A 22238-nucleotide genomic window follows, 5' to 3' on the forward strand; every position below is an offset into this window, starting at 1 on the left:
CGTGGCCGTCGCGAAAGCTCTTGAACTCGACCGGTTCAACGTGGCCAGCGGCCCGAGCGCTTCACCAGCAGTGATTTCGCGACAGCGACTGGGTGGCAGGGGCGCGCGGAATGGTCTGCGAGAATGGCCGCGCCATGAATGCTTCTCGCGGATCCCGCCGCTTCCCGACCGCCTCTTCCTGCCGCTCCGGCCCGGCGCGCACGTATCCCGGAGTGACCCGATGACGAACTCGCTGCCCAGCCTCGCCGCCGCCCTGTGGGACTTCGACGGCACCCTGGCCGACACCGAGCCGCTCTGGGTCGCCGCCGAGTACGAACTCGTCGGCAGCCTCGGCCACGAGTGGTCCGACGAGCATGCCGAGCAGCTGGTCGGGAACTCGCTGCTCGACTCGGGTGCGTACATCCTCAACACGATCGGCCGGACCGATCTTGAGCCGGCCTGGGTGGTCGACCAGCTGTTGACCCGGGTGGTGGCGCAGTTCAAGAGCGGCGAGGTGCCGTGGCGGCCGGGCGCGCTCGATCTGCTGGCCTCGCTCAACGAGGCCGGCGTGCCCTGTGCGCTGGTCTCGGCGTCCTACCGGGTGCTGCTCGACGCGGCGATCGAGCGGCTGCCGCGGGGAACGTTCCAGACGTCGGTGGCCGGCGACGAGGTGACCAACGGCAAGCCGCATCCGGAGCCGTACGAGACGGCCTGCCACAAGCTCGGGGTGGCCGCGCACGACTGCGTGGTGTTCGAGGACTCCGGCACCGGGGCCCGGTCCGGCAACACGGCCGGGGCCGTCGTCATCGCGGTGGAGAACCTGGTGCACATCCCGTCCGCGCCGCGCCGGGTGCACGTCCGGTCGATGACCGAACTGGACGCGAAGGCGGTGGCCCGGCTGCTCGAGGAGATCAATGCCGAGTCCTAGGAGGGGCCGGATCGCCGCACTGGTCGCGGCGGCCGGACTCCTGTTGGCCGGGTGCTACACGCCGAGCGAGCCGCCCCCGCCGACGCCGAGCCCGAAGCGGCCGTTCACCGTGATGTCGACCGACCCGATCCGGGTGGTCGACCCGGCCGGCGTCGTCGACCAGGGCTCGGCGATCCTGGCCCAGAACGTGTACCAGCGCCTGATGACCGCCGATCCCGGCAGCAGCACGCCCAAGCCGGACGGTGCCCGCGACTGCATGTTCACCTCGCCGACCGTCGTCACCTGCCAGCTGAACTCCGAGCTGAAGTTCCACAACGGGCACGACCTCACCTCGAGCGACGTGAAGTTCAGCATCGAACGGCTGATCCGGCTCGACGTGCCGAACTCCTCGGCGATCCTGTTCTCCTCGCTGCGCCGGATCCAGACCCCTGACCCGCTGACGGTCGAGTTCGTGCTCAGCCGGCCGGACAGCCAGTTCCGCTGGGCGCTGGCCTCGATCGGCGCGTCGATCGTCGACGAGGAGACGTACGACGCGGACGAGCTCCGGCCGGCCGACCAGCCGATCGTCGGCTCGGGGCCGTACCAGGTCAGCCGGTTCGCCGAGAACGAGCTGCAACTGGCGATCTTCACCGGCTACAAGGGCCGGACGCCGGGCCGGTTGCAGGGGCTGGTCTATCGCACCGAGCCGGACTCCGGGGTCATCGAGGAGGCGATCGCGGACGCCGAGGTGGACGTGGTCTGGCGCGGCCTGAACGCGGCCGCGGTGACCCGGCTGCGGCAGCAGGCGACCGCGGCGCCCAACTCGCCGGAGGGATTCGCCAGCCGCGAGCTGGCCGGGGCCCGGGTGCAGCAGCTGATCTGGAACCCGGATTCGCGGGCCGGCCAGAACGCCGCGGTACGGAAGGCGATCGCACTCGCCCTGCAGTCGGACCGAACGCTGGACTCGATCGTCCCGCCCACGGTGACCGGCTACGTGTCGAGCTTTCCGGTCGGCGGCGTCGCGGACCCGAAGGTGACCTGGTCGAAGCGGATCCAGCTCACCCTCTCGTACGATCCGACCAGCCCGGACGAGCGGGACCTGGCCAACCAGATCCGCAGCCGGCTCGAGGACACCGGCGGCCTGAGCGTACGGCTGCGGCCGATGGACGCCGCCGCCGATCTCACCCTGGCGGACCGGAAGGCCTGGTCGGCCACGCCGGTGGCCTGGCTGCAGCCGTACCTGTCCGCGCCACCGGAGTCCAGCAAGACCGCGGTCCAGACGCTGGAGGCGCAGTACCGGGCGACCTCGGACAACGCACAGGCGCAGACCGTGATCGCTCAACTGCAGACCAAGGCGGCGGCGGACCTGACCGTGCTGCCGATCAGTCAGAGCGACGAATACCTGTTCATCCGGGTCGGGGTCGACGTCGACCCGCTGTCCTTCGGGCCCGGCTGGCAACTCGGATTCTGGGGGATGAGCGGTGGTTGAACCGACGCAGGACTACTCCGGTGTCCGCCGCGGCGACCTGCGCCCCGGCGAACGCGTCACGCTGACCGACCCGAAGGGCCGCCGGCACTCGGTCGTGCTCGCCGAGGGCGCCAGGTTCCACACGGCCAAGGGCGTCGTCGAGCACGACGAGCTGATCGGGAAGCCGGAGGGCCGGGTCGTCCGGTCGGTCGGCGGCACCCAGTTCCTGGTGATGCGGCCGCTGCTCGGCGAGTTCACCACGACGATGCCGCGCGGCGCCGCCGTGGTCTATCCCAAGGACGCCGCGCAGATCGTCACCGGGGCGGACATCTTCCCCGGTGCGCGGGTGATCGAGGCCGGCGCCGGGTCCGGCGCGCTGACGCTGAGCCTGCTCCGCGCGATCGGGCCGACCGGCCGGTTGATCTCGTACGAGCGCCGGCAGGACTTCGCCGAGGTCGCGGCCCGCAACGTACGGAACTTCCTCGGCACCGAGCACCCGTCCTGGACCTTGATCACCGGGGACCTGGTGGAACGGCTGGCGGCCGAGGACCCGGGCCCGGTGGACCGGGTGGTGCTGGACATGCTGGCGCCCTGGGACTGCGTCGAGGCGGTCGGCCGGGTGCTGATCCCGGGCGGCGTGTTCTGCTGCTACGTGGCGACGGTGACCCAGCTCGGACGGGTGGTCGAGACGCTGCGGGTGCACGGCGGCTACACCGAGCCGGAGGCGACCGAGTCGATCATCCGCGGCTGGCAGGCCGAGGGACTGGCGATCCGGCCGCAGCACACGATGGTCGGCCACACCGGGTTCCTGATCACCAGCCGGCGGCTGGCGCCCGGCGAGACCGCCCCGGTCCGCAAGCGCCGGCCCGCTCCGGGAGCGTACGGCGCCGACTACGACGGCCCCCGGGCCGCGGTGCAGAACGGGCCGACAGCCCCGGACGACGCCGCGTCCCAGGACGGTGATCAATTCCCGGGCGGGAGTTCCGCTGCCGGGTAAGGTCTTCGGAGGAGGTGAGGGGGAGTGACCACACCGAACGAAGGCCGGGACGTCCTGGTAGCCCAGATCGCATCCCTGAGAGCCGAATTGGATCGCCTCCGCGAGCGCATCGCGGCCCATCCACACGACATCGCCGTTCTCGAACGCCGACTGGCGGAAGCCCGCCAGGACGCCCGGAACACGGCGGCCAACAATGATCGACTGGCGTCCACCCTGCGTGAGGCGCGAGACCAGATCGTCGCCCTGAAGGCCGAGGTGGACCGGTTGGCGCAGCCGCCGGCGAGCTTCGGGGTCTTCCTCGGGGCGCCGGAGGACGGCACCGAGGGCACGGCCGACATCTTCACGGCCGGCCGCAAGATGCGGGTCAGCGTCAGCCCGGACGTGTCCGCCGACCTGCTCGAACCGGGCCGTGAAGTGATGGTCAACGAGGCCCTGAACGTGGTCGGCGTGCTCGGCTACGACCGGGTCGGCGAGGTGGTGCTGCTCAAGGAGGTGCTGGACGACGGGCTGCGTGCGCTCGTGGTCGGGCACGGCGACGAGGAGAGCATCGTCTGGCTCGGTCTGGCGCTGCGCTCGACGCAGCTCCGGTCCGGCGACTCGCTGCTGATCGACCGGCGGGTGCACTTCGCCTACGAGCGGATCCCGAAGCTCGACGTCGAGGAGCTGGTGCTGGAGGACGTACCGGACATCGACTACGAGGATCTCGGCGGGCTGGGCGGCCAGATCGAGTCGATCCGGGACGCGGTGGAGCTTCCGTACCTGCACAAGGAATTGTTCGCCGAGCACCAGTTGAAGGCACCCAAGGGCGTCCTGCTGTACGGGCCGCCCGGCTGTGGCAAGACCATGATCGCGAAGGCGGTCGCGAACTCGCTGGCCAAGAAGGTGACCGAGCGGACCGGCCAGGAGGGGCGCAGCTTCTTCCTCAACATCAAGGGCCCGGAGCTGCTGAACAAGTACGTCGGGGAGACCGAGCGGCACATCCGGCTGGTCTTCCAGCGGGCCCGCGACAAGGCCTCCGACGGCATGCCGGTGATCGTCTTCTTCGACGAGATGGACTCGTTGTTCCGGACCCGCGGCTCGGGCGTCTCCTCCGACGTGGAGAACACGATCGTGCCGCAGTTGCTCAGCGAGATCGACGGCGTCGAGGGCCTGGACAACGTGATCATCATCGGTGCCTCGAACCGCGAGGACATGATCGATCCGGCGATCCTGCGCCCGGGCCGGTTGGACGTCAAGATCAAGATCGAACGCCCGGACGCCGAGGCTGCCCGGGAGATCTTCAGCAAGTACCTGACGCCGAACCTGCCGCTGCACGCCGATGATCTTGCCGAGTTCGAGGGCGATCCGAAAGCCACCACGGCGGCCATGATCGACCGCGTGGTGACCCGGATGTACGCCGAGTCGGAGGACAACCAGTTCCTCGAGGTGACGTACGCCGGTGGCGACAAGGAGGTCCTGTACTTCAAGGACTTCAACTCCGGCGCCATGATCCAGAACGTCGTCGACCGGGCCAAGAAGATGGCGATCAAGGACCTGCTCGACACCGGCGTCCGCGGCCTGCGGATCGAACATCTGCTGCAGGCCTGCCGGGACGAGTTCGCCGAGAACGAGGACCTGCCGAACACCACCAACCCGGACGACTGGGCCAAGATCTCGGGCAAGAAGGGGGAGCGGATCGTCTTCATCCGCACCCTGATCTCGTCCTCGAAGGGCACCCAGCCGGGTCGTTCCATCGACACGGTGTCGAACACCGGTCAATACCTCTAGGTACGCAACGGTCGAAGGCCCCGGGTTCGCAGGAACCCGGGGCCTTCGCCTTCGGTACGGTCAGCGCAGCCGACCGGTGTACCACGCCGTTCCGTCGCGGTCCGGGTCCTGCACGGTCCAACCGATGGTCCGCCCAGCGAGCCGCACGGCCGCCCGCTCCGGAAGATCGGTCAGTCGGTGCAGGCGGCAGCCGTCCCGGAGATCGAGCAGCAGAGCGAGCCGGATCGAGTTCTCGCTCCTGCGGACCGTGTCTCTCGAGATGATCGCGATCACGCCGTCGCCGGCGACGACCGAAGCAGGGGTCTGGCCTTGGCCCGGGACGACCCGGGCGATCGGCGAGGCGCCGCGGTAGACGATCACCTCGGAGCCATCGATCCAGGCGGTGAGGTCCCCGAAGGCGACCAGGCCGCCGCCGCTGGCGCCTTGGTGGACCGCCTCGGTCTGCCCGCCGGTCAGTGAGGTGCGAAAGAACCCATGGTCATCCGAACCGAAGGAGTACGGCTGGTAGTAGAGCCAGCCCTCCGTGATGACCGGGTCGATGGCGTTCTCAGCGACCAGCCGAATCGGCTCGTCGCCGGCAACCTTGCGGCCATAGACGTTGTAACCCGGATTCGGGTCGGTCTCGCCGCGCAGCTCGGCCCAGTACACCGTGCCGTTCCAGATCAGCACCTGATGTGGCGAGGGATCCCTCTCGGATGAACCGCTCGAGCCGGCCACCCGGCTGATCTTGCTCGTGGAGCGGTCGAAGGCGTAGATCTCCCAACCGGCCTCGCTGCCCACCTCGACCCAGACCACGAAGCTCTCGTCGAGTGACGCTGCCACGGTCATGGTGCGCGGGTGCAGGTCGTCCGTGCCGCGGACCTCGGTGCGACGGCCGGAGTCCGGGTCCTCGACGTACAGTCGCCCGGGCTGCGGATCCGTCGTCTTCTCGTTCGGGTTGACGTTGCCGGCGCCGGCCCGGTGGCCGACCTCCAGCAGGACCTCACCGTTCGGCGCGACCTCCAGCACTCGGACCGCCTCGCCACCATCCTCGGCCGGGCGGAGCTTCGCCTCGACGACGAGCCGCTGGGCGGGGTCGGTGACGGCGTCGGTGATCGAGATCCTGGCCGGCGCGCAGACACCCGCCGGCGCGGGCGAGGCCGGCGCGGTCGGCTGCGGTGCCGTCGAAGGTGGCACGGCCGAAGGTGGCACGGCCGGGTCGAAGATCGGGCGGGTGGCTTGCGACGTCACGAAGGGAACGGCGACCACCAGGGCCGCGACCGCGATCCCGACTGCGGCGACGGTACGCCGCCGGCGGCGGCGCAGGCGGTACTGACCGCGAGCAAGGTCGTCTTCGGTGGACATCGGTGCGGGCTGGCCCGCGAAGCATTCTTCGAAGTCGTCCCGGTTGAGCTGGAGATCGTCAGACATCAGGGTTCTCCGATCATTTCGGCCTTGGGCTGCGGTGAGTCAGGTGGCGCTGCGAGGAGGACCTTGAGTCGTTCCAGCGCGCGGGCGGTCTGGCTCTTCACCGTTCCCTGGGTGATCCGCAGGTCCCTCGCGACTTCGGCTACCGAGCAGCCCCACCAGTGCCGCAGAACGACCACCTGGCGTTGTCGCGGCGGCAACCGGCGCAGGGACTCCAACAGCACGCTGCGCTCCTCGTACGCGAAGCCCTCCGGTGCGGCCGAGGTGAGCTCGATCAGGCTGCCGCCCGGCAGGACCGCCCGGCGGCTCAATCGCCATTCGTCGACCGCGGTCCGGGCGATCATCTTGCGTACGTAGCCGTCGGCGCCGTCCTTGCGAACCCGAGGCCAGGCCAGGTAGGCCTTGACCAGGACGATCTGGACCACGTCCTCGGCCCGCTCCCAGTCACCGCAGAGCAGGTACGCGGCGCGTAGGAAGGTCGTCCGTCGTTTCGTGACGTACTCGGTGAACTCTGCATCGCGTTGTGCCATCGATCCTCCCGAGTCCGGGACCTGCCGAGCCTGAGTGACATCTATACGGCGCGGCCGCCGGATCGGTTGTCATCCGTGGCGAAATTCGTTTCCCGGCGGTGGACCGTCACCTCGTCCACGGCCGCCATCTCCTCCTGGGTCGGTGGCTCGAACCGGGCCAAGATGATCTCGAGGTCGGTACCGCTCACCGGCGCCGAGCCGGGTGCCGCAGTCCGGCCTCGTTCCTCGAGCCGGCGCCGCAGTTCCGCCGGCGGGACGTCGAAGACGTGCCAGCTGATCCGGGCGCCGCGGGCCCGGGCGTCGGCGAAGACCCGGGTCCGTTCCTCGCGCCGCCAGAGGCCGTCCTCGAGGATCACGTCGACGCCGCGGGAGAGCAACTCCATCCCCAGCCGGTAGAGCCGCAGCTGGAGCCGGCCGTGCGCCGCATCGTCGGTCAGCGGGATGCCGAGCTCGTCCTGCCCGTCGTCGGTGCACAGGCGGAGGCCGGCGCCGGCCGTCTCGAGCCGGCGGGCCAGGGTCGTCTTGCCGGACCCGGGCGGTCCGCAGAAGAGGGTGAGGGTGCTCACGCCGGAGCGGTCCTTTCGGCTAGGCCGGACGGTGCGGCACCGGCGGGCGGGCTCGGAGCCGTTCGAACGCGGACGGCTGCGGCGGGTCGTCCAGGACCGGCAGGATCAGGTCGACGACCTGGTCGGGCGTATTCCGCGCGGTGTCCACGACCAGGTCGTAGCAGTCGTGATCATGAAGTTCGCGCAGCTCCGGTTGATCAAGATCCATCGGGCCCTTCCGCCGGTCGTCCCGTACGTCCTCGCGGGCCTGGGCCACGGCCAGGTCGCAGGTCAGCCCGACGAAGATCACCGGGAGCCCCTCGAACAGGTCGAGGTAGAGCGCCTCGTTGTGCGGCGCCAGCATCGCCTCGGCGATCACCGGATGCCCCGCCCGCACCATCCCCGCCAGCATCGGCAGGTAACCCCGGACCGTGCGCTGGAACAGGTCACCGTGATCGGCCAGCCAGACCCGGTCCAGGTAGCCGCGGCGGAACTCGTCCAGGCCGAGATAGAAGTGCGGCTCGGCGAGCCGCTGCTGCAGCGCCCGCGCCGTGGTCGACTTGCCGGCGCTCGGCGTACCGTTCAGGAAGATGATCCGCGCCGCCATGCCGATCAGCCGGCGGCGGCGTGCCTGGCCTGGCGGATCAGCCGGTAGCCGAGGCGCCAGCCGATCAGCAGCACGGCCAGGCTGATCGTGGCGACGACGATGAACGGCGTCTCCGCCGTGTCGCCGCTGGCCAGCCGGAGTGCGATGCCGCCGACGACCGTGCAGGCCCAGACGACGAGCCCGGCGGTGAGACCGGCCGGTGCCGCCGACTGCAGCGACGGCCGGAGCCGGTGCCAGAGCAGCGCGAGCAGGGTGCCGACGGCGGTGCCGACGAGGAACGGCCAGGCGGTGAGCGTGACGCCGACCAGATCGACCGACTCGGCGTGGCTGTTGCGGCCGACGATGGCGAAGCCGAGGACCGCGATCAGATCGATGGTGAATGCCAGCGGGAGCTTCACGGCAGCACTGTAGCCGCAACCCGGGCACGATGCTGCCGCCCCGGGCGGTCGGCCGGAACGTAGGCTGATGCCGTGGACGGTGTGATGGGGATCGAGACCGAGTACGGGATCAGCGCGATCGGGATGCCGGCCGAAGAGGAACTTCATCCGATGCAGCTGTCCAACCACGTCGTGAAGGCGTACGGCTGGTCGTCGGCGGGCGGTGCGTCGGGCTGGGACTACGAGACCGAGACCCCGCTGCGGGACCTGCGCGGGTACGAGCTCACCCGCGGCCAGGCCCACCCGGACCAGCTGACCGACACCGACCTCGGCATGGCCAACCTGATCCTGACCAACGGCGCCCGGCTGTACGTGGACCACGCCCACCCGGAGTTCTCCGGCCCGGAGGTCACCTCGGCCCTGGACGCGGTCCGCTACGACAAGGCGGGCGACGCGATCATGGCGATCGCGGCGCGCCAGGCCAGCGAGTCGATCGGCCGCCAGATCCGCCTCTACAAGAACAACACCGACGGCAAGGGCGCCTCGTACGGCACCCACGAGAACTACCTGCTGTCCCGGACCACCCCGTTCGACCGGATCGTCACCCAGTTCTCCGGCCACCTGGTCAGCCGGCAGGTGATCACCGGCGCCGGCCGCGTCGGCCTGGGCCAGTCCAGCGAGCAGGCCGGCTTCCAGATCAGCCAGCGGGCCGACTTCTTCGAGGCCGAGGTGGGCCTGGAGACGACGCTGAACCGGCCGATCATCAACACCCGTGACGAGCCGCACGCGGACGCCACCAAGCACCGCCGGCTGCACGTCATCACCGGCGACGCGACGATGTCGGAGATCTCCACCTACCTCAAGCTCGGCTGCGCCGCCTGGGTACTGCGCGCGATCGAGTACGGCTCCGTCGGCCCGCAGGTCCGGCTGGCCGCGCCGGTGGCGGCGATGCGGGCGATCAGCCACGATCCGGCCTGTACGACGACGGTCGCGCTCGCCGACGGCCGGTCGATCACCGCGATCGGCCTGCAGGAGTTGTACCTGGAGGCCTGCCGGGCCACCTACGACGCGGTCGCCGAGGACCTGTCCGAAGCGGCCCGGATCGAGGCGAAGGACCTGTTCGCCCGCTGGCAGAGCTGCCTGGACGCCCTGCGCCGGGACCCGTTCGAGCTGGCCGACCAGCTGGACTGGGTGGCCAAGCTGCGACTGATGAACTCGTACCGGGAACGCGACGGGCTGGGGTGGGATGCCGCCAAGGTCGCCCTGATCGACCTGCAGTACTGCGACGTCGATCCGCGACGCAGCCTCTACCAGGCGCTGGTCGGCAAGGGCCGGATGCAGCGGCTGGTCAGCGACGCCGAGATCGAGCAGGCCCGGACCGAGCCGCCCGCCGACACTCGGGCCTACTTCCGGGGCAGGGTGATGGCCAAGTTCTCCGAGGCCGTCGTCGCCGCCTCCTGGGACTCGGTGATCTTCGACGTCCCCGGCCGGGCCGCCCTGCAGCGGATCCCGCTGCTGGACCCGCTCCGCGGCACCCGGGCCCAGGTGGGCCGGATCATCGACGAGAGCCGGACGGTCACCGAACTGGTCGAGGCCCTGGGCCGCTGAGTAGCGACCGAATTCGCCGCAACGGACGGGCGTACAGGGCTGCGAGTTGACTCCGCCAACGCATAGGTTTGTCGGGCTTCTGTCGGGTGCGCGGCGGGTTCGTCGCGCTGGAGCCGCGGTATACGAGCGGTCGGAAGGGAAGAGTTGTGGCGAGTAGCAGCGATCCGAGTACCTGGGGTGGGCTTCCCGATGTCAAGATCAACGAGTCGGCGGCGGATTCGCTGATCTCCTGGTGCACCGACACCGCGACCAAGCTCCGCAGTCAGTGCAGCACCCGCCGGACCGGCACCACCACCGCGCTGCAGGACTTCAAGGGCCGGTTCTCTCAGCTCTTCGAGCGCAATCAGGACATCGCCGACGAGGACGGCGAGAACATCGCCACCGCGCTGGACGACGTCGCCCGCCAGGTGCGCTACATCAAGGACCTGGTGCCCGACGAGAACCGGCGTCGGCACGAGGCCCGGGAGTGGAAGAAACGGCACGACGAGGACAAGGCGCACATCACCCTGTCCGACCTCGGCGGTGACGAGGACCCGCCGGAGGGGCCCAAGCCGCCGCCACCGCCGAAGCAGTTCTCGGCCGACGCCAAGGACCGGGAGAACCCGATGCCCGGTGGCGGCGGGAGCAGCGAGGGCGGCGGCGGTACGTCCTCGGCCCGCCCGAGCGCGCTGCGCACGTTCGTCAGCGGCCTGACCGACTCGCTGCAGGAGCTGAGCGGGAAGCCCGCCAAGCTGCGGGGCTTCGAGACCGAGTTCAACAACGGTTTCGACTGGGGGGTCGACGGGACGTCCGGCATCGACGGCTCCGCGGTCTACAACGCGCTGGGGCTGTACAACCAGCTCAACGACCTGGACAAGACCTGGGTGGAGACGGTCGCGACGGCCTTCGAGCAGGCCGGCGGCTCCGGCGACATGGTGACGGTGTCCAACAGCGCGCTGGAAGCCAGCCTCCAGTCCGCCGGCGTACCGGTCAATCGCCAGGACATCCCGCCCACGTCGCCCGCCCGGCTCGGTGTGGCACCGACCACCGGCTACTCCGACGATCCGGTGAACGCCTCCACCGGCAACTTCGTCGAGCCGGAGACGGACCTGTCGTTCGCCGGCGGCTGCGCGTCGCTGGTGCTGAGCCGGATGTACAACTCCTTCAACCGGGCTCGTGGTGCCTTCGGTCCGGGTTGGTCGAGCTGGACCGAGGTCGGGCTCAGCTTCACCGACGAGGCAGCGCTGCTGACCCAGCCCGACGGCCGGGTGGTCGAGTTCCCCCGGCTGGGCACCGGCTGGGGCCGCGGCCGCAACGTGTCGCTGTGGCTGGACCGCGACGAAGCGGCGAACGAGCTGCGGGTCACCGACAACGACGGCGGGACCTGGCGCTTCACCAGCTCCGGGCTGCCGCTCTCGTACGACCGCGGCGCCGGCACCATGATCAGCTTCCGCTATGCCGAGGGCCGGCTGATCCGGCTCGAGCACGAACGAGGCCGTTGGCTGAGCCTGGAATGGAGCGGTGACACCGTCGCCGCCGTGGTGGTCTCCGACGGACGCCGGCTCGACTACGGCTACGACGCCGCCGGCCGGCTGACCTCGGTCACCGGCGAAGGGGGCACCCGCCGCTACCGCTGGAACGACGCCGGCCTGATCGAGGAGGTCGTCGACGCCGACGGGGTGGTCGAGGTGCACAACACCTATGACGATCAGTGCCGGGTGGCCACCCAGCGGTCCCCGCACGGCCGGGTCAGCCGCTACAGCTATCTGCCGGGCAACGTCACCGAGGTCGCCGATCTCGACGGGAGCCGGGCGAACACCTGGATCCACGACGGGCGCGGCCGGCTGATCGGCATCATCGACAGCTTCGACCGGCGGCAGTCCACCAGCTACGACGCCCAGGGCAATCCGGTCCTGGTGGTGGGCCGCGACGGCGGGGCCACGGTCCGCGAGTTCGACGACCGCGGGCACGTGGTGCGGGAGGTCAGCCCGTCCGGCGCCGAGTTCCAGTACGCCTACGACGACCACGACCGGATCGTGACCGTGATCACCGGCGAAGGCGCGGTGACGACGTACACGTACGACGGCACCGAACGCAATCCGGCGACGATGACCGACCCGGAGGGCGGCGTCACCCGGTTCGAGTGGCGCGACGGACTGCTGATCCGGCTGGTCGACCCGGTCGGGGTGCCGTTGCAGTTCGAGTACGACGAGCACGGCGATCTCACGGCCACCACCAACGCGGCCGGCGACTGCGCGCGGCTGAGCTACGACGCGTCCGGTCGGGTCGTCGCGGCGACCACGCCGAGCGGTCGCCGCACCGTTTTCGTCCACGGGCCGCACGGCATCAGCGAGCGCCACGACCCGGACGGTGGGATCTGGAGGTTCGAGTACACCGCCGGGGGTCGGCTGGCGGCCACGCTCGATCCGACCGGGGCGCGGACCGAGATCGAGTACGGCGCCGACGGCGAGGAGTCCCGGACCATCGATCCGCTGGGCCGGGCCGTCGAACGCAGACTGGACGACCTCGGCAACCTGGCCGCGGTCGAGCTCCCGGACGGCAGCACCTGGCGCTTCGAGCACGATTCGCTGTCCCGGCTCAGCCGGACCACGACGCCGGACGGGCATGCCTGGACCTGGGGTTACGGCGTCGGTGGCGCGCCCGACACCGTGATCGATCCGCTCGGCCACGAGCTCTCGGTCGCTGCCGATCCCACCGGCGGCGTCGTGTCGCGCGACGCCACGGGGGAGATCACCCACCGGTTCGACGAACTCGGCCGGCCGGTCGCCCTCGGCCAGGCCGACGGGTCGGCGGCGATCACCGCCTACGACCGGTGTGGCCGGCCGGTGGAACTGCTCGATGCCGAGGGCGCGCTGACCAGGATCGAGCGGGATGCCGCCGGCCGGGTGGTCGCGGTCACCTCACCGGTCGGTGACGTGACCCGGTTCGAGTACGACGCCTGCGGCCGGCGCAGCGCGACCGTCGATGCGCTCGGGAACCGCACCACGATCAGCTATGACGCCGACAGCCGTCCGGTGCAGCTGCGGCTGCCGACCGGCGAGCTCGGCTGGCTGAGCTACGACCGCGGCGGGCGCCTGGCCGCCAGCTTCGTCCCCGGGGTCGGCCGCACCCGCTATGCGTACGACCTCGCCGGGCGGGTGGTCGCGATCTCCGACCCGAGCAGCGGGCGGCGCCGCTTCCGCTACGACGCGGCCGGCCAGCTGATCGCGGTCATCAACGGCAACGGCGGAGTCACGCATTACGGCTACGACGAGGCCGGGCGCAACACGACGATCACCGACCCGTTGGGCCAGGTGACCCGGCGTGAGTTCGATGCCCAGCATCGATGCGTCGCGGAGACCGATCCGCTCGGCCGGACCACCCGGGCGGGCTACGACGCCGCCGGTCGCCAGACCTGGCAGGAGGAGCCCGGGGGCCGGCGGACCGAATGGACCTACGACGCGGCCGGCCGGGTGGTCTCGATCGCCGTCGACGGACGTACGGTCAGCACGATCAGCCGCGACCTGCGCAACCGCCGGGCCACGGTCACCGACCGCTCCCGCCGGGACCGAGTCAGCGTCAGCGAGCTGGAGTGGAACCGCCGGCACCAGTTGATCCGCCGGGAACGGGACGGCCAGGCCGTCAGTTGGACCTACGACGCGGCCGGCCGGCGGACGGCGATGACCACCCCGGACGGCACCACGACGACGTACGGCTACGACAGCGCGAGCCGGCTCACCACGATCGATCATCCGCTGCTCGGCCGGACCCGGCTCACCCTCGATCGGTCCGGCCGCCTGGTCGCCGCCGCGGCGGACGGGGTGTCCCAGTCCTGGAGCTACTCCGACGGCTTCGTCACCGGCCATGTCCTCACCGAGGCCGGCGGGTCGACGCGCACCACCGTCGGCCGGGACGAGGACGGCCGGATCGTCACCCTCGACAGGTCGGCCGCGGACGGCTCGCGCGAGTCCGCCCGGTTCGACTACGACGCTGCGCACCAGCTGATCGCCAAGACCGTCGACGCGGCGGTCTCCCGCTGGAGTTATGACCTGGCCGGCCGGCTGGTCGCCGAGAGCCACGATGACCGGTCCTGCGACTACGGCTACGACGCCGCGGGACAGCTGACGTCGGTGACCGATGCCGTCGGCACGACCCGGCACCAGTACGACGGCGCCGGCCGGCGGGTGCGGACCTCCTTCGCCGACGGCGGGGTGCGTACCTATTCCTGGTCGCCGACCGGCTATCTGGCCGAGGTCGCCGACCGTTCCGGCCAGCGCGTCCAGCGCACCCGGATGCACGTTGACCCGACCGGCGAGCTCGCCTCCATCTCGTCCGGGATCGGTCCGGACGCCACGGAACTGCCGACCTTCTGGGACAGCGCCGACCCGTACGCACCGGGTCTGGTGCAGGTCGGGGCGACCTCGGTGCTCGGCGCGGCCGGGATGACCGGCGTCGGCGACCAATGGCTGGCCTCGGGGTGGCGGTCCAGCCGGGCCATGGGCGCCGACCCGTGGAGCGTCGAGCCCGGCCGTGCGGTCGGTCTGCCCGGCGCTCCGGGCCTGGTCAGCGTCGGCGCGGGCGGCGAGCTGGGCATCGCCGGGCTGGAGTGGCTGCACGCGCGGGCCTACGATCCGGCCACGCGGGGCTTCCTGTCGGTTGACCCGCTGGATCCGGTGCCGGGGGCCGGCTGGGCCGGGAACCCGTACTCCTATGCCGGCAACGATCCGTTGCATGCGGCCGATCCGACCGGGCTGCGGCCGGTGTCGCAGGCCGATCTCGAGAACGCCCGCAAGCCGTGGTACGAGAAGGCCTGGGACGCGACCACGGAATGGGTCGGAGACAACTGGGAGTACCTGGCCGGCGGCGCGATGGTGATCGCCGGCGGCGTCCTGATGGCGACCGGCGTCGGCGGCCCGGCCGGCATGATGCTGATCTCGGCGGGCGCCGACACCATCATCCAGAAGGCGACGACCGGCGAGGTCAACTGGGGCCAGGTCGCCGTCTCCGGTGCGCTCGGCGGCATCGGCGGGCTGGGAGTGGCGGGCCGGCTCGGCGCGACCGGCTGGAAGGCGGCTGCGATCAACGGCGCGGTCTCCGGCGGCGTGGGCGGCGCCGGAATGGGCGGCTATCGCTACGCCACCGGCCCCGGGCCGCACAGCGTGAGCGGCTTCCTCTCCGCGACCACGACAGGTGCCGTGCAGGGCGCGGTCCTCGGCGGCGCCGGCGGCGCCGGTGGACACGGGCTGGTCACCGGGGTCCGGACGCTTCGGGGAACAAGGGCGGTCCCGGGTGGCACGGTGCTGACGACTCCATCGGACACGTTCGGACAGTACGCAGGGAAAGCCAAGCCCATTCCGGGCCACCACGATGTCGCGATTCACGGCTCGCCTACCGATTTCGGCAGAACGCCGGGTGCTTGGGGTAGCGGTGAGAACTTCAATCACCGGGTGCTGGCCAGACTGATCCAGAATGATCCGAGCTATCCCGGCGGAGACATCAGATTGATCTCGTGTCAGACGGGCAGCTTGCCGGATGGAGCGGCACAGAATCTGGCCAACAAGATGGGGGTGAATGTGAGGGCCCCCGACGATACTGTGTGGGCTTGGCCGAACGGCCGCCTGACGATTGGACCGACGGCCAACAGCAACTCGGGGGCGTGGCAGGATTTCACGCCAGGACCGCCCTAGGAGGATGAATGTCTTTGGGTCAGCTAGGGCTCTATCGGGAGCTTTCCTACGGCGACCCGGATGGTGAGAGTATTCACCGCACCCTGAAGCTTGATGCGGTACGGAAAGCCCGGGTTGTTGCGTATCTTCGGAATGCGCCCGTGCTGGCCGCGTCAGGAATCCTGGGTACGGACTATTTCACCGGCGGCGACCTCGGCCCGTTCCATTCCCACACGGACGGCCGATGGGAGTGGTACAGCGATCTTGCTCACTATGTCGAGCATTACGACACCTGGCTACCCGACGACTTCGTCGCCGTCGCTTCGCAGTCGGACCCTCCAGAACTCACCGAAGAAGAGTTGATAGCGCTCGCAGATTCGTTGTTTCCGGAGTGAGGAATGGGGAAGCGTGCGTCTGGACGACGCTCTCGAACGAGTGACTGATGTGCTGAGCAGGCTCTCTCCGTCGATGGATCCGGATCGCCTGATGATCACGCGGGCGGAATTGAGGGAGCATGGCTGGCTGTTCCTCTATGACAGTTCTGCCTTTGTCCGGTCCGGGTCCTTCCTCGATGCGTTGGGCGGGGACTCGCCGATCTTGGTGCCCTCAGATGGCGTGGCCGTGGCCATTCCGTACGACGAGGTTCCGCTCAGGGCTGGAGAGCCGATTCATCCTGGGTATCAGGGCTGAGGTGAGGATCGCCCGCCGGTCACGGGCTGGTGCACCCCGCCTCATCGAGCGGACACTTTGACCTCGATTCCGGCGCGGGCTGCGGGTCAGATCGTCCACTCGGCGAGGACGGTGCGGCGAGGACCGTGGCCCTGGCGGGCCGGTGCCTCGACGAGCGCGAGTCCGTCGCCGGCTCGTCGAGGCGCTCAGGACCCGATCCGACAACTCTTCGGCCGGAGCGTGGTATCTCCGGGGCGCTGTCGTACGTGGACACTAGGCTTGATCTGACAACCAGACACGGGTCACCCACCGGAGGCCCCGACGCTGGAGGAGGAGAACGTCATGGCTGAGACAGAGCACACCCGGCGACGAGCCCGTACTTCCCACGAGGAGCAGGAGGTCGACGAGATCGCCCCGGCTGACACCGCGCACAAGGCGGAGCTGGATTCCGACGTCGATTCGCTGTTGGACGAGATCGATGATGTGCTCGAGGTCAACGCCGAGGAGTTCGTCCGGAGCTTCGTTCAGAAGGGTGGGCAGTGAGCGATCTGTCGTCGATAGGTCTGTCACCGGAGTATCTGAAGGTCGGAACGTCGTCGTTCTACGAGTTCGCCGCCGCGGTCGCGCCGCACGTGCTGCCGGCCGGTAGGGCGGGGGAGCTCGGGAGCGGCGACGCCGGCGCGCTGTCCCCGCACGGCACGACCATCGCCGCGGCGACGTTCGCCGGCGGTGTCGTGCTGGCCGGGGACCGCCGGGCCACCGCGGGCAACATGATCGCCCAGCGCGACATCGAGAAGGTGTATCCGGCCGACGAGTTCTCCGTGATCGGGATCGCCGGCTCCGCGGGCCTCGGGATCGATCTGATCCGGTTGTTCCAGTTGGAGTTGGAGCATTACGAGAAGTTGGAGGGGTCGTCGTTGTCCCTGGTGGGCAAGGCGAACCGGTTGGCCACGCTGGTGCGTGGGAATCTGCCGTTGGCGATGCAGGGGCTGGTGGCGGTGCCGTTGTTCGCGGGTTGGGATCAGGCCGCGGGCCGGGGCCGGATCTTCTCCTACGATCCGACCGGCGGGCGGTACGAGGAGCACGAGTTCCACTCGATCGGTTCGGGGTCGGTGTTCGCGCGGGGGGCGTTGAAGAAGCTGTATCGGCCCGAGCTGGATGCGACTGGGGCGGCGACGGCGGTGATCCAGGCGTTGTACGACGCGGCCGATGACGATTCGGCGACCGGTGGGCCGGATGTGGCTCGCCGGATCTATCCGGTGATCATGATCGCCGGCCCGGACGGCGTGGAACGCGTCGCGGAGCAGCGGGTGGCCGAGTTGGTCGACCGGATGCTCGCGGGCCGGCTGCAACGCCCCGACGGACCAGGAGCCCCTCTTTCATGAGCATGCCGTTCTACGTCGCGCCCGAACAACTGATGAAGGACCGGGCGGACTACGCCCGGAAGGGGATCGCCCGCGGCCGCTCGGTCGTCGTGCTGCACTTCGCCGACGGCATCCTGTTCGTCGCCGAGAACCGATCCCAGGCGCTGCACAAGGTGAGCGAGATCTACGACCGGATCGGCTTCGCCGCGGTCGGCCGCTACAACGAGTTCGAGAACCTGCGCACGGCCGGCATCCGGTACGCCGACCTGCGCGGCTACAGCTACGACCGGACCGACGTGACCGGCCGCGGCCTCGCGAACGCGTACGCACAACTGCTCGGGACGATCTTCTCGTCCGGCGGCGAGAAGCCGTACGAGGTCGAGATCGTGGTCGCCGAGCTCGGCATCGAGCACGCCTCGGACCAGATCTACCGGCTGACCTACGACGGCTCGGTCAACGACGAGGACGACTTCGCCGTGATGGGCGGCTCGGCCGAGGCGATCGCCGAGGTGGTCCGGGCGGGCTACCGGCCCGGTCTCGGGCTGACCGAGGCGATCAAGCTCGCCGTACGGGCGCTCGGCTCGGACCAGGGCTCAGGGGCGCCGGCCCGCGAGCTCGGCGTGGAGGCCCTTGAGGTCGCCGTGCTGGACCGCACCCGCGCGCTGCCCCGGAAGTTCCGCCGGATCCGCGGCGACCGCCTCGCCGAGCAACTCAGCGAACCCTCGGCCGTGGAACCCGCCCAGGAGCCGGTCACACCGTCCCCTGAGTCTGTCGAAGGACAGAGCCCGACGTCACCTCAGACCGCGGATCCTGAGGAGCAGTGACCGCACCCCGGCCCGTCACCGCTGAGCCCGTGGGCCCGACGGTGATCATCGGCGCCGGCCTGGTCGGTGCCTCGGTCGGTTGCGCGCTGACCGCGGCCGGCTGGCCGGTGCACCTGGTCGACGCCAAGGCCAGCCATGCCCGGGTCGCCGCCGAACTCGGTGCCGGCACGGTGACACCGGCGGACCCGGACGAGGTCCGCCTGGTGGTGGCCGCCGTGCCGCCGCGCGTGCTGGCCGGCGTGATCAGTGACGCGCTGCGGACCTACCCGAAGGCGACCGTCACCGATGTCGGCTCGGTCAAGGCCGGCGTGCTGCATTCCTTGTGGGACAGCGAACCCGAGCTCGCCCGCTACGTCGGCTCGCACCCGATGGCCGGCTCCCAGCACTCCGGCCCGATGACCGCCCGGGCCGACCTCTTCGTCGACCGGACCTGGGTGATCACGCCGCACCGCCGGTCCGCCGAGACCGCGGTCGGCACGGTCCGGTCGCTGGTCGAGGCCTGTCACGCCCGCACGGTGATCATGGACGTCGATGATCATGATGCGGCCGTCGCCCGGGTCTCCCACCTGCCGCACCTGATGTCGGTGCTGACCGCCGGCCGGCTCAACGACATCCCCGCCGACGACCTGCTGCTGGCCGGCCAGGGCCTGCGCGACGTGACCCGGATCGCCGGCTCCGACCCGGGTCTGTGGGAACAGATCCTGGGCAGCAACTCCGGCGCCGTGCTGTCCGAGCTGCGCCAGGTCCATGATCAACTCCAGGTGCTGATCAAGGCCCTGGAACAGCCCGAGACCGACGAGCTGCGCACCGTGCTGTCCCAGGGCGTGACCGGGACCCGCCGGATCCCCGGCAAGCACGGCCGGGCCGCCGTCGCGTACAGCAGGGTCGTGGTGCAGATCCCCGACGAGCCGGGCGCCCTGGGCCGCCTGTTCGCGCTGATCGGCGAGTCCGGCGTCAACGTCGAGGACATCGCGATCGAGCACGACCAGGTCCGCGAGGTCGGCTACCTGTCCCTGTCGGTCGATCCCGCCACCGAGGCCGACCTGATCCGCGCGATCACCGCCAACGGCTGGACCGTCGCCCCCTGACCTCTCTCGCCGCCGCGCAGTTTTTCACGTTAACGTGAAAAACTGGCGCTTTGCACGAGATGTAACCCATGCAAAGCGCCAGGAAACCGTGTGAAGTCGTACGGGAGTGACGTCAGCCGGCGGGAGCGGGGGTCAGCTCGCCCCAGACCGTGTCCAGGGTCTGGCGGAACACCTCGACCGGCTGGCCGCCCGAGACCGCGTACTTGCCGTTGAAGACGAAGAACGGGACGCCCTGGATGCCGAGCTCCCGGGCCAGCGTGAGATCGTCCTGGACGTCGCTAAGGTGGGCGCCGCTTTCCAGCGCGCCGCGGACCTGGTCGCCGTCGAGGCCGACCTCCACGCCGAGTTCGGTGAGCGTGTCATAGTCGGCGACGTTGCGGCCCTCGGTGAAGTAGGCGAGGAACAGCCGCTGCATCATGGCCCGCTGCACCCCGGCATCGAGCGCGACGTGGCTGAGCCGGTGCGCGGAGGTGGAGTTGATCGCGATCGCACGGTCGAACCGGTAGTCCAGGCCGAGGGCGCGGCCCCGCTCTTCGAGCATGGCGTGGCCGGCGTCGACTTCTTCCCGGGAGACGCCGCGGCCGCTGCTGATCAACTCATAGAGATCGGTCGGTCGGTCGGACGGCAGGTCCGGCCGGAGCAGGAAGCTGCGGTAGCGGATGTCGACCTGGTCGGCGTGCGGGAAGTCGAGCAGCGCATGGTCCAGGGCGGCGTCGCCGAGGTAGCACCACGGGCACATGATGTCGCTCCAGATGTCGACCCGCAGCCGGCCCTCCGTGAGCGGGAACGGTTCGGCGGACATCAGGCGCACACCCCGTCCGGGCCGCAGACCTCGGCGTCGCCGCCGTCCACGGTGACGAAGCTGAAGCCGCCGGACGCCGGCGCCGGCGTCTCGGCCGGCGCTTCGGTGAACTGGTCGTCCGTACCGGTGTCGGGGCGGGTCGGAACAGAAGCGAGTGGTGGTGTGGTCACAGCCCGCACAACGACAGGGGATCGTCCTGCATTCCAATGGTTGGGTACGCACTATTTGGTGAGTAGAATCCGGGCATGTCCGTGCCCGGCCCGAACGACCTCCGGCTCGCCTTGGCGGCCGACTGCCCGAGCCGGCTGGTGCTCACCCATGTGACCAGCAAATGGGGTGTCCCGACCGTGCTCGCGCTGGCCGGCGGCACCCGGCGCTGGAACGAACTGCGGGACGGGATCGACGGAGTCAGCGAGAAGATGCTCGCGCAGACCCTGCGGGTGCTGGTCGACGACGGCTTCGTGGTCCGGGACCAGAAGCCGACCTTGCCGCCGCACGTCGAATACTCGCTGACCGAGGCCGGTCGGGAGATCGCCGAGCTGCTGCTGCCGCTGGTGGAGCGGGTGGCCCGGCATGTCGGCGACGAGGTGCCGTGGACCCGCTGTTGATCATCGGCCGTACGGCAGCAGGTGCCGCAGCACGGCGGTCTGGAAGTGGCCGGGCTCCTCGTACATCGGCAGATGCGCCGAATCCTCGAACCACTCGATGATCTTGGCCGGCGCGGTCAGCCGGTCCAGCCAGGCCACCGCGGGAGCGGTCGGCGTCACGTAGTCGTGCCGGCCGAGGAAGATCACGAGCGGGACCTCGAACGACCGCACGGTGGTGAAGTCGATCTCGATGAACCGGGGCAGCAGGTGCTCGGCGAGGAACTCACGGCCGGCCCGGGCGGACTCCCGGTCGGCCGGGGTGTAGTCCGGCGCGGTGCTCTCCCCGTCGTCGAAGTACGCGCTGTCGGCGCGGCCGGCCGCCATCCCGCCGAACCTGGTCACCCAGTGCCGTTCCACCGTCAGCGTCCTACGGCTGAACGACTCCGGGTACGGCGCGATCGCGTCCAGCTCCTCGGCCGCGACCCGTTCGCCGCGCCGGTCCGCCTCGGCGCGCACCCACCGCCAGCTCTCCGTCTCCCCGGCCGCGGTCGAGGCGATCTGGCAGACGCCGAGGTAGGCGGCGAACAGGTCCGGCCGGAGCAGGGCGGCCCGGGTGGCGACCGCCGTACCCCAGCTGTGCCCGGCCAGCAGCACCCGGGCGACGCCGAACTCGGCCCGGATCAGCTCGGCCAGCTCGACCGTGTCCCGGGCGCAGTGGTCGAGGCTGAGCGCGTTCCGGAGCCGGTCCGGGTCGTCGTGCTGGAAGCTCCGGCCGGCACCGCGCTGGTCGTACTGGACGATCGTCAGCGACTCCTCGAGCGGTCGTTGCCACATCCAGGACGTCGCGCTGAGCGGCGTGCCCGGTCCGCCGTGGACCATGATCAGGACCGGGTTCCGCCGGTCCCGGCCGCGGATCGTCACCACCTGCGGGCTGCCGCCGAGTTCGACGATCCGGGTCTCCTCGATCGCGTGCGGCGTGGTCAGTCGGCCCAGGTCGGCGATGATCATGCTCGGATCGGTCATGCAGGCATCCTTCCCGATGCCCGCGAGGGTTCGACCGTTAGGTT

At 70.2% G+C, this 22238-nt stretch carries 20 protein-coding genes and 1 pseudogene; 13 read left to right on the plus strand and 8 right to left on the minus strand.

The window, feature by feature from the left end; all coding sequences use genetic code 11:
* The first annotated feature begins 220 nt into the window (after positions 1-220).
* The 4 genes and pseudogenes from AC6CCG_RS18025 (at position 221) to arc (ending at position 5118) form a co-directional block, all read left to right on the plus strand.
* A complete protein-coding gene (locus tag AC6CCG_RS18025) occupies positions 221-907 on the plus strand; it encodes an HAD family hydrolase (protein ID WP_496655975.1) in 687 nt (228 codons plus the stop codon).
* Positions 894-2375 carry an ABC transporter substrate-binding protein gene (locus AC6CCG_RS18030; protein ID WP_496655976.1) on the plus strand — a complete coding sequence of 494 codons (1482 nt, stop codon included), beginning with the start codon at positions 894-896 and terminating at the stop codon, positions 2373-2375. Before AC6CCG_RS18025 ends, AC6CCG_RS18030 begins: the two co-directional genes overlap by 14 nt.
* A gap of 31 nt (positions 2376-2406) precedes the next feature.
* A pseudogene (locus AC6CCG_RS18035) lies at positions 2407-3351 on the plus strand (tRNA (adenine-N1)-methyltransferase); the annotation flags it as partial.
* Between the two features lie 24 nt (positions 3352-3375).
* Positions 3376-5118, plus strand: coding sequence for a proteasome ATPase (gene arc / locus AC6CCG_RS18040; protein WP_496655977.1), 1743 nt, complete (start codon positions 3376-3378; stop codon positions 5116-5118).
* A 60-nt stretch (positions 5119-5178) separates the two neighbouring features.
* On the opposite strand, the gene AC6CCG_RS18045 is transcribed toward arc, so the two are convergent.
* Genes AC6CCG_RS18045 through AC6CCG_RS18065 form a run of 5 tightly spaced genes read right to left on the minus strand, consistent with a single transcriptional unit; the run spans position 5179 to position 8605 of the window.
* On the minus strand, positions 5179-6528 hold the full coding sequence (locus AC6CCG_RS18045) for a hypothetical protein (RefSeq protein WP_496655978.1): 1350 nt from the start codon (positions 6526-6528) through the stop codon (positions 5179-5181).
* Positions 6528-7055, minus strand: coding sequence for a SigE family RNA polymerase sigma factor (locus tag AC6CCG_RS18050; protein WP_496655980.1), 528 nt, complete (start codon positions 7053-7055; stop codon positions 6528-6530). The genes AC6CCG_RS18045 and AC6CCG_RS18050 overlap by 1 nt, the downstream gene beginning before the upstream one ends.
* A gap of 41 nt (positions 7056-7096) precedes the next feature.
* Positions 7097-7621, minus strand: coding sequence for a P-loop nucleotide/nucleoside kinase family protein (locus tag AC6CCG_RS18055; RefSeq protein WP_496655982.1), 525 nt, complete (start codon positions 7619-7621; stop codon positions 7097-7099).
* 19 nt (positions 7622-7640) lie between these two features.
* Positions 7641-8207 carry a phosphotransferase-like protein gene (locus tag AC6CCG_RS18060; protein ID WP_496655983.1) on the minus strand — a complete coding sequence of 189 codons (567 nt, stop codon included), beginning with the start codon at positions 8205-8207 and terminating at the stop codon, positions 7641-7643.
* 5 nt (positions 8208-8212) lie between these two features.
* Positions 8213-8605, minus strand: a complete 393-nt coding sequence (locus AC6CCG_RS18065) for a DUF3054 domain-containing protein (RefSeq protein WP_496655984.1) — start codon at positions 8603-8605, stop codon at positions 8213-8215.
* A gap of 72 nt (positions 8606-8677) precedes the next feature.
* Between AC6CCG_RS18065 and dop the strand changes: the two genes are divergently transcribed.
* The 8 genes from dop to AC6CCG_RS18105 all read left to right on the plus strand — a co-directional run bounded on the left by dop (position 8678) and on the right by AC6CCG_RS18105 (position 19782).
* Positions 8678-10192, plus strand: a complete 1515-nt coding sequence (gene dop / locus AC6CCG_RS18070) for a depupylase/deamidase Dop (RefSeq protein ID WP_496655985.1) — start codon at positions 8678-8680, stop codon at positions 10190-10192.
* A 146-nt stretch (positions 10193-10338) separates the two neighbouring features.
* Positions 10339-15858: a DUF8616 domain-containing protein gene (locus tag AC6CCG_RS18075; protein ID WP_496655986.1), complete on the plus strand. Its 5520-nt coding sequence runs from the start codon at positions 10339-10341 to the stop codon at positions 15856-15858.
* Between the two features lie 8 nt (positions 15859-15866).
* Complete coding sequence (locus AC6CCG_RS18080; protein ID WP_496655987.1) at positions 15867-16232, plus strand: hypothetical protein; 366 nt, start codon at positions 15867-15869, stop codon at positions 16230-16232.
* A gap of 13 nt (positions 16233-16245) precedes the next feature.
* The gene (locus AC6CCG_RS18085) at positions 16246-16527 is read left to right on the plus strand and encodes a YrhB domain-containing protein (protein ID WP_496655988.1); all 282 of its coding nucleotides are present in this window, start codon (positions 16246-16248) and stop codon (positions 16525-16527) included.
* Between the two features lie 321 nt (positions 16528-16848).
* On the plus strand, positions 16849-17049 hold the full coding sequence (locus AC6CCG_RS18090) for a ubiquitin-like protein Pup (protein ID WP_179747813.1): 201 nt from the start codon (positions 16849-16851) through the stop codon (positions 17047-17049).
* 5 nt (positions 17050-17054) lie between these two features.
* On the plus strand, positions 17055-17891 hold the full coding sequence (gene prcB / locus AC6CCG_RS18095; RefSeq protein WP_496656290.1) for a proteasome subunit beta: 837 nt from the start codon (positions 17055-17057) through the stop codon (positions 17889-17891).
* Positions 17888-18694, plus strand: a complete 807-nt coding sequence (gene prcA / locus AC6CCG_RS18100; RefSeq protein WP_496655989.1) for a proteasome subunit alpha — start codon at positions 17888-17890, stop codon at positions 18692-18694. Before prcB ends, prcA begins: the two co-directional genes overlap by 4 nt.
* Entirely contained in the window at positions 18691-19782 is a 1092-nt protein-coding gene (locus AC6CCG_RS18105; RefSeq protein ID WP_496655990.1) for a prephenate dehydrogenase, read from the plus strand. Before prcA ends, AC6CCG_RS18105 begins: the two co-directional genes overlap by 4 nt.
* Positions 19783-19894: 112 nt before the next feature.
* On the opposite strand, the gene AC6CCG_RS18110 is transcribed toward AC6CCG_RS18105, so the two are convergent.
* Both AC6CCG_RS18110 and AC6CCG_RS18115 read right to left on the minus strand, forming a co-directional pair.
* Positions 19895-20584 carry a DsbA family oxidoreductase gene (locus AC6CCG_RS18110; RefSeq protein ID WP_496655991.1) on the minus strand — a complete coding sequence of 230 codons (690 nt, stop codon included), beginning with the start codon at positions 20582-20584 and terminating at the stop codon, positions 19895-19897.
* On the minus strand, positions 20584-20754 hold the full coding sequence (locus AC6CCG_RS18115; RefSeq protein WP_496655992.1) for a hypothetical protein: 171 nt from the start codon (positions 20752-20754) through the stop codon (positions 20584-20586). Before AC6CCG_RS18115 ends, AC6CCG_RS18110 begins: the two co-directional genes overlap by 1 nt.
* 75 nt (positions 20755-20829) lie before the next feature.
* Here AC6CCG_RS18115 and AC6CCG_RS18120 point away from each other — a divergent pair, with 75 nt between their 5' ends.
* Entirely contained in the window at positions 20830-21192 is a 363-nt protein-coding gene (locus AC6CCG_RS18120; protein ID WP_496655993.1) for a winged helix-turn-helix transcriptional regulator, read from the plus strand.
* On the opposite strand, the gene AC6CCG_RS18125 is transcribed toward AC6CCG_RS18120, so the two are convergent.
* Complete coding sequence (locus tag AC6CCG_RS18125) at positions 21193-22194, minus strand: alpha/beta fold hydrolase (RefSeq protein ID WP_496655994.1); 1002 nt, start codon at positions 22192-22194, stop codon at positions 21193-21195.
* Positions 22195-22238: the final 44 nt, after the last annotated feature.

The organism is Microlunatus sp. YIM B11417 (genome assembly GCF_059617205.1).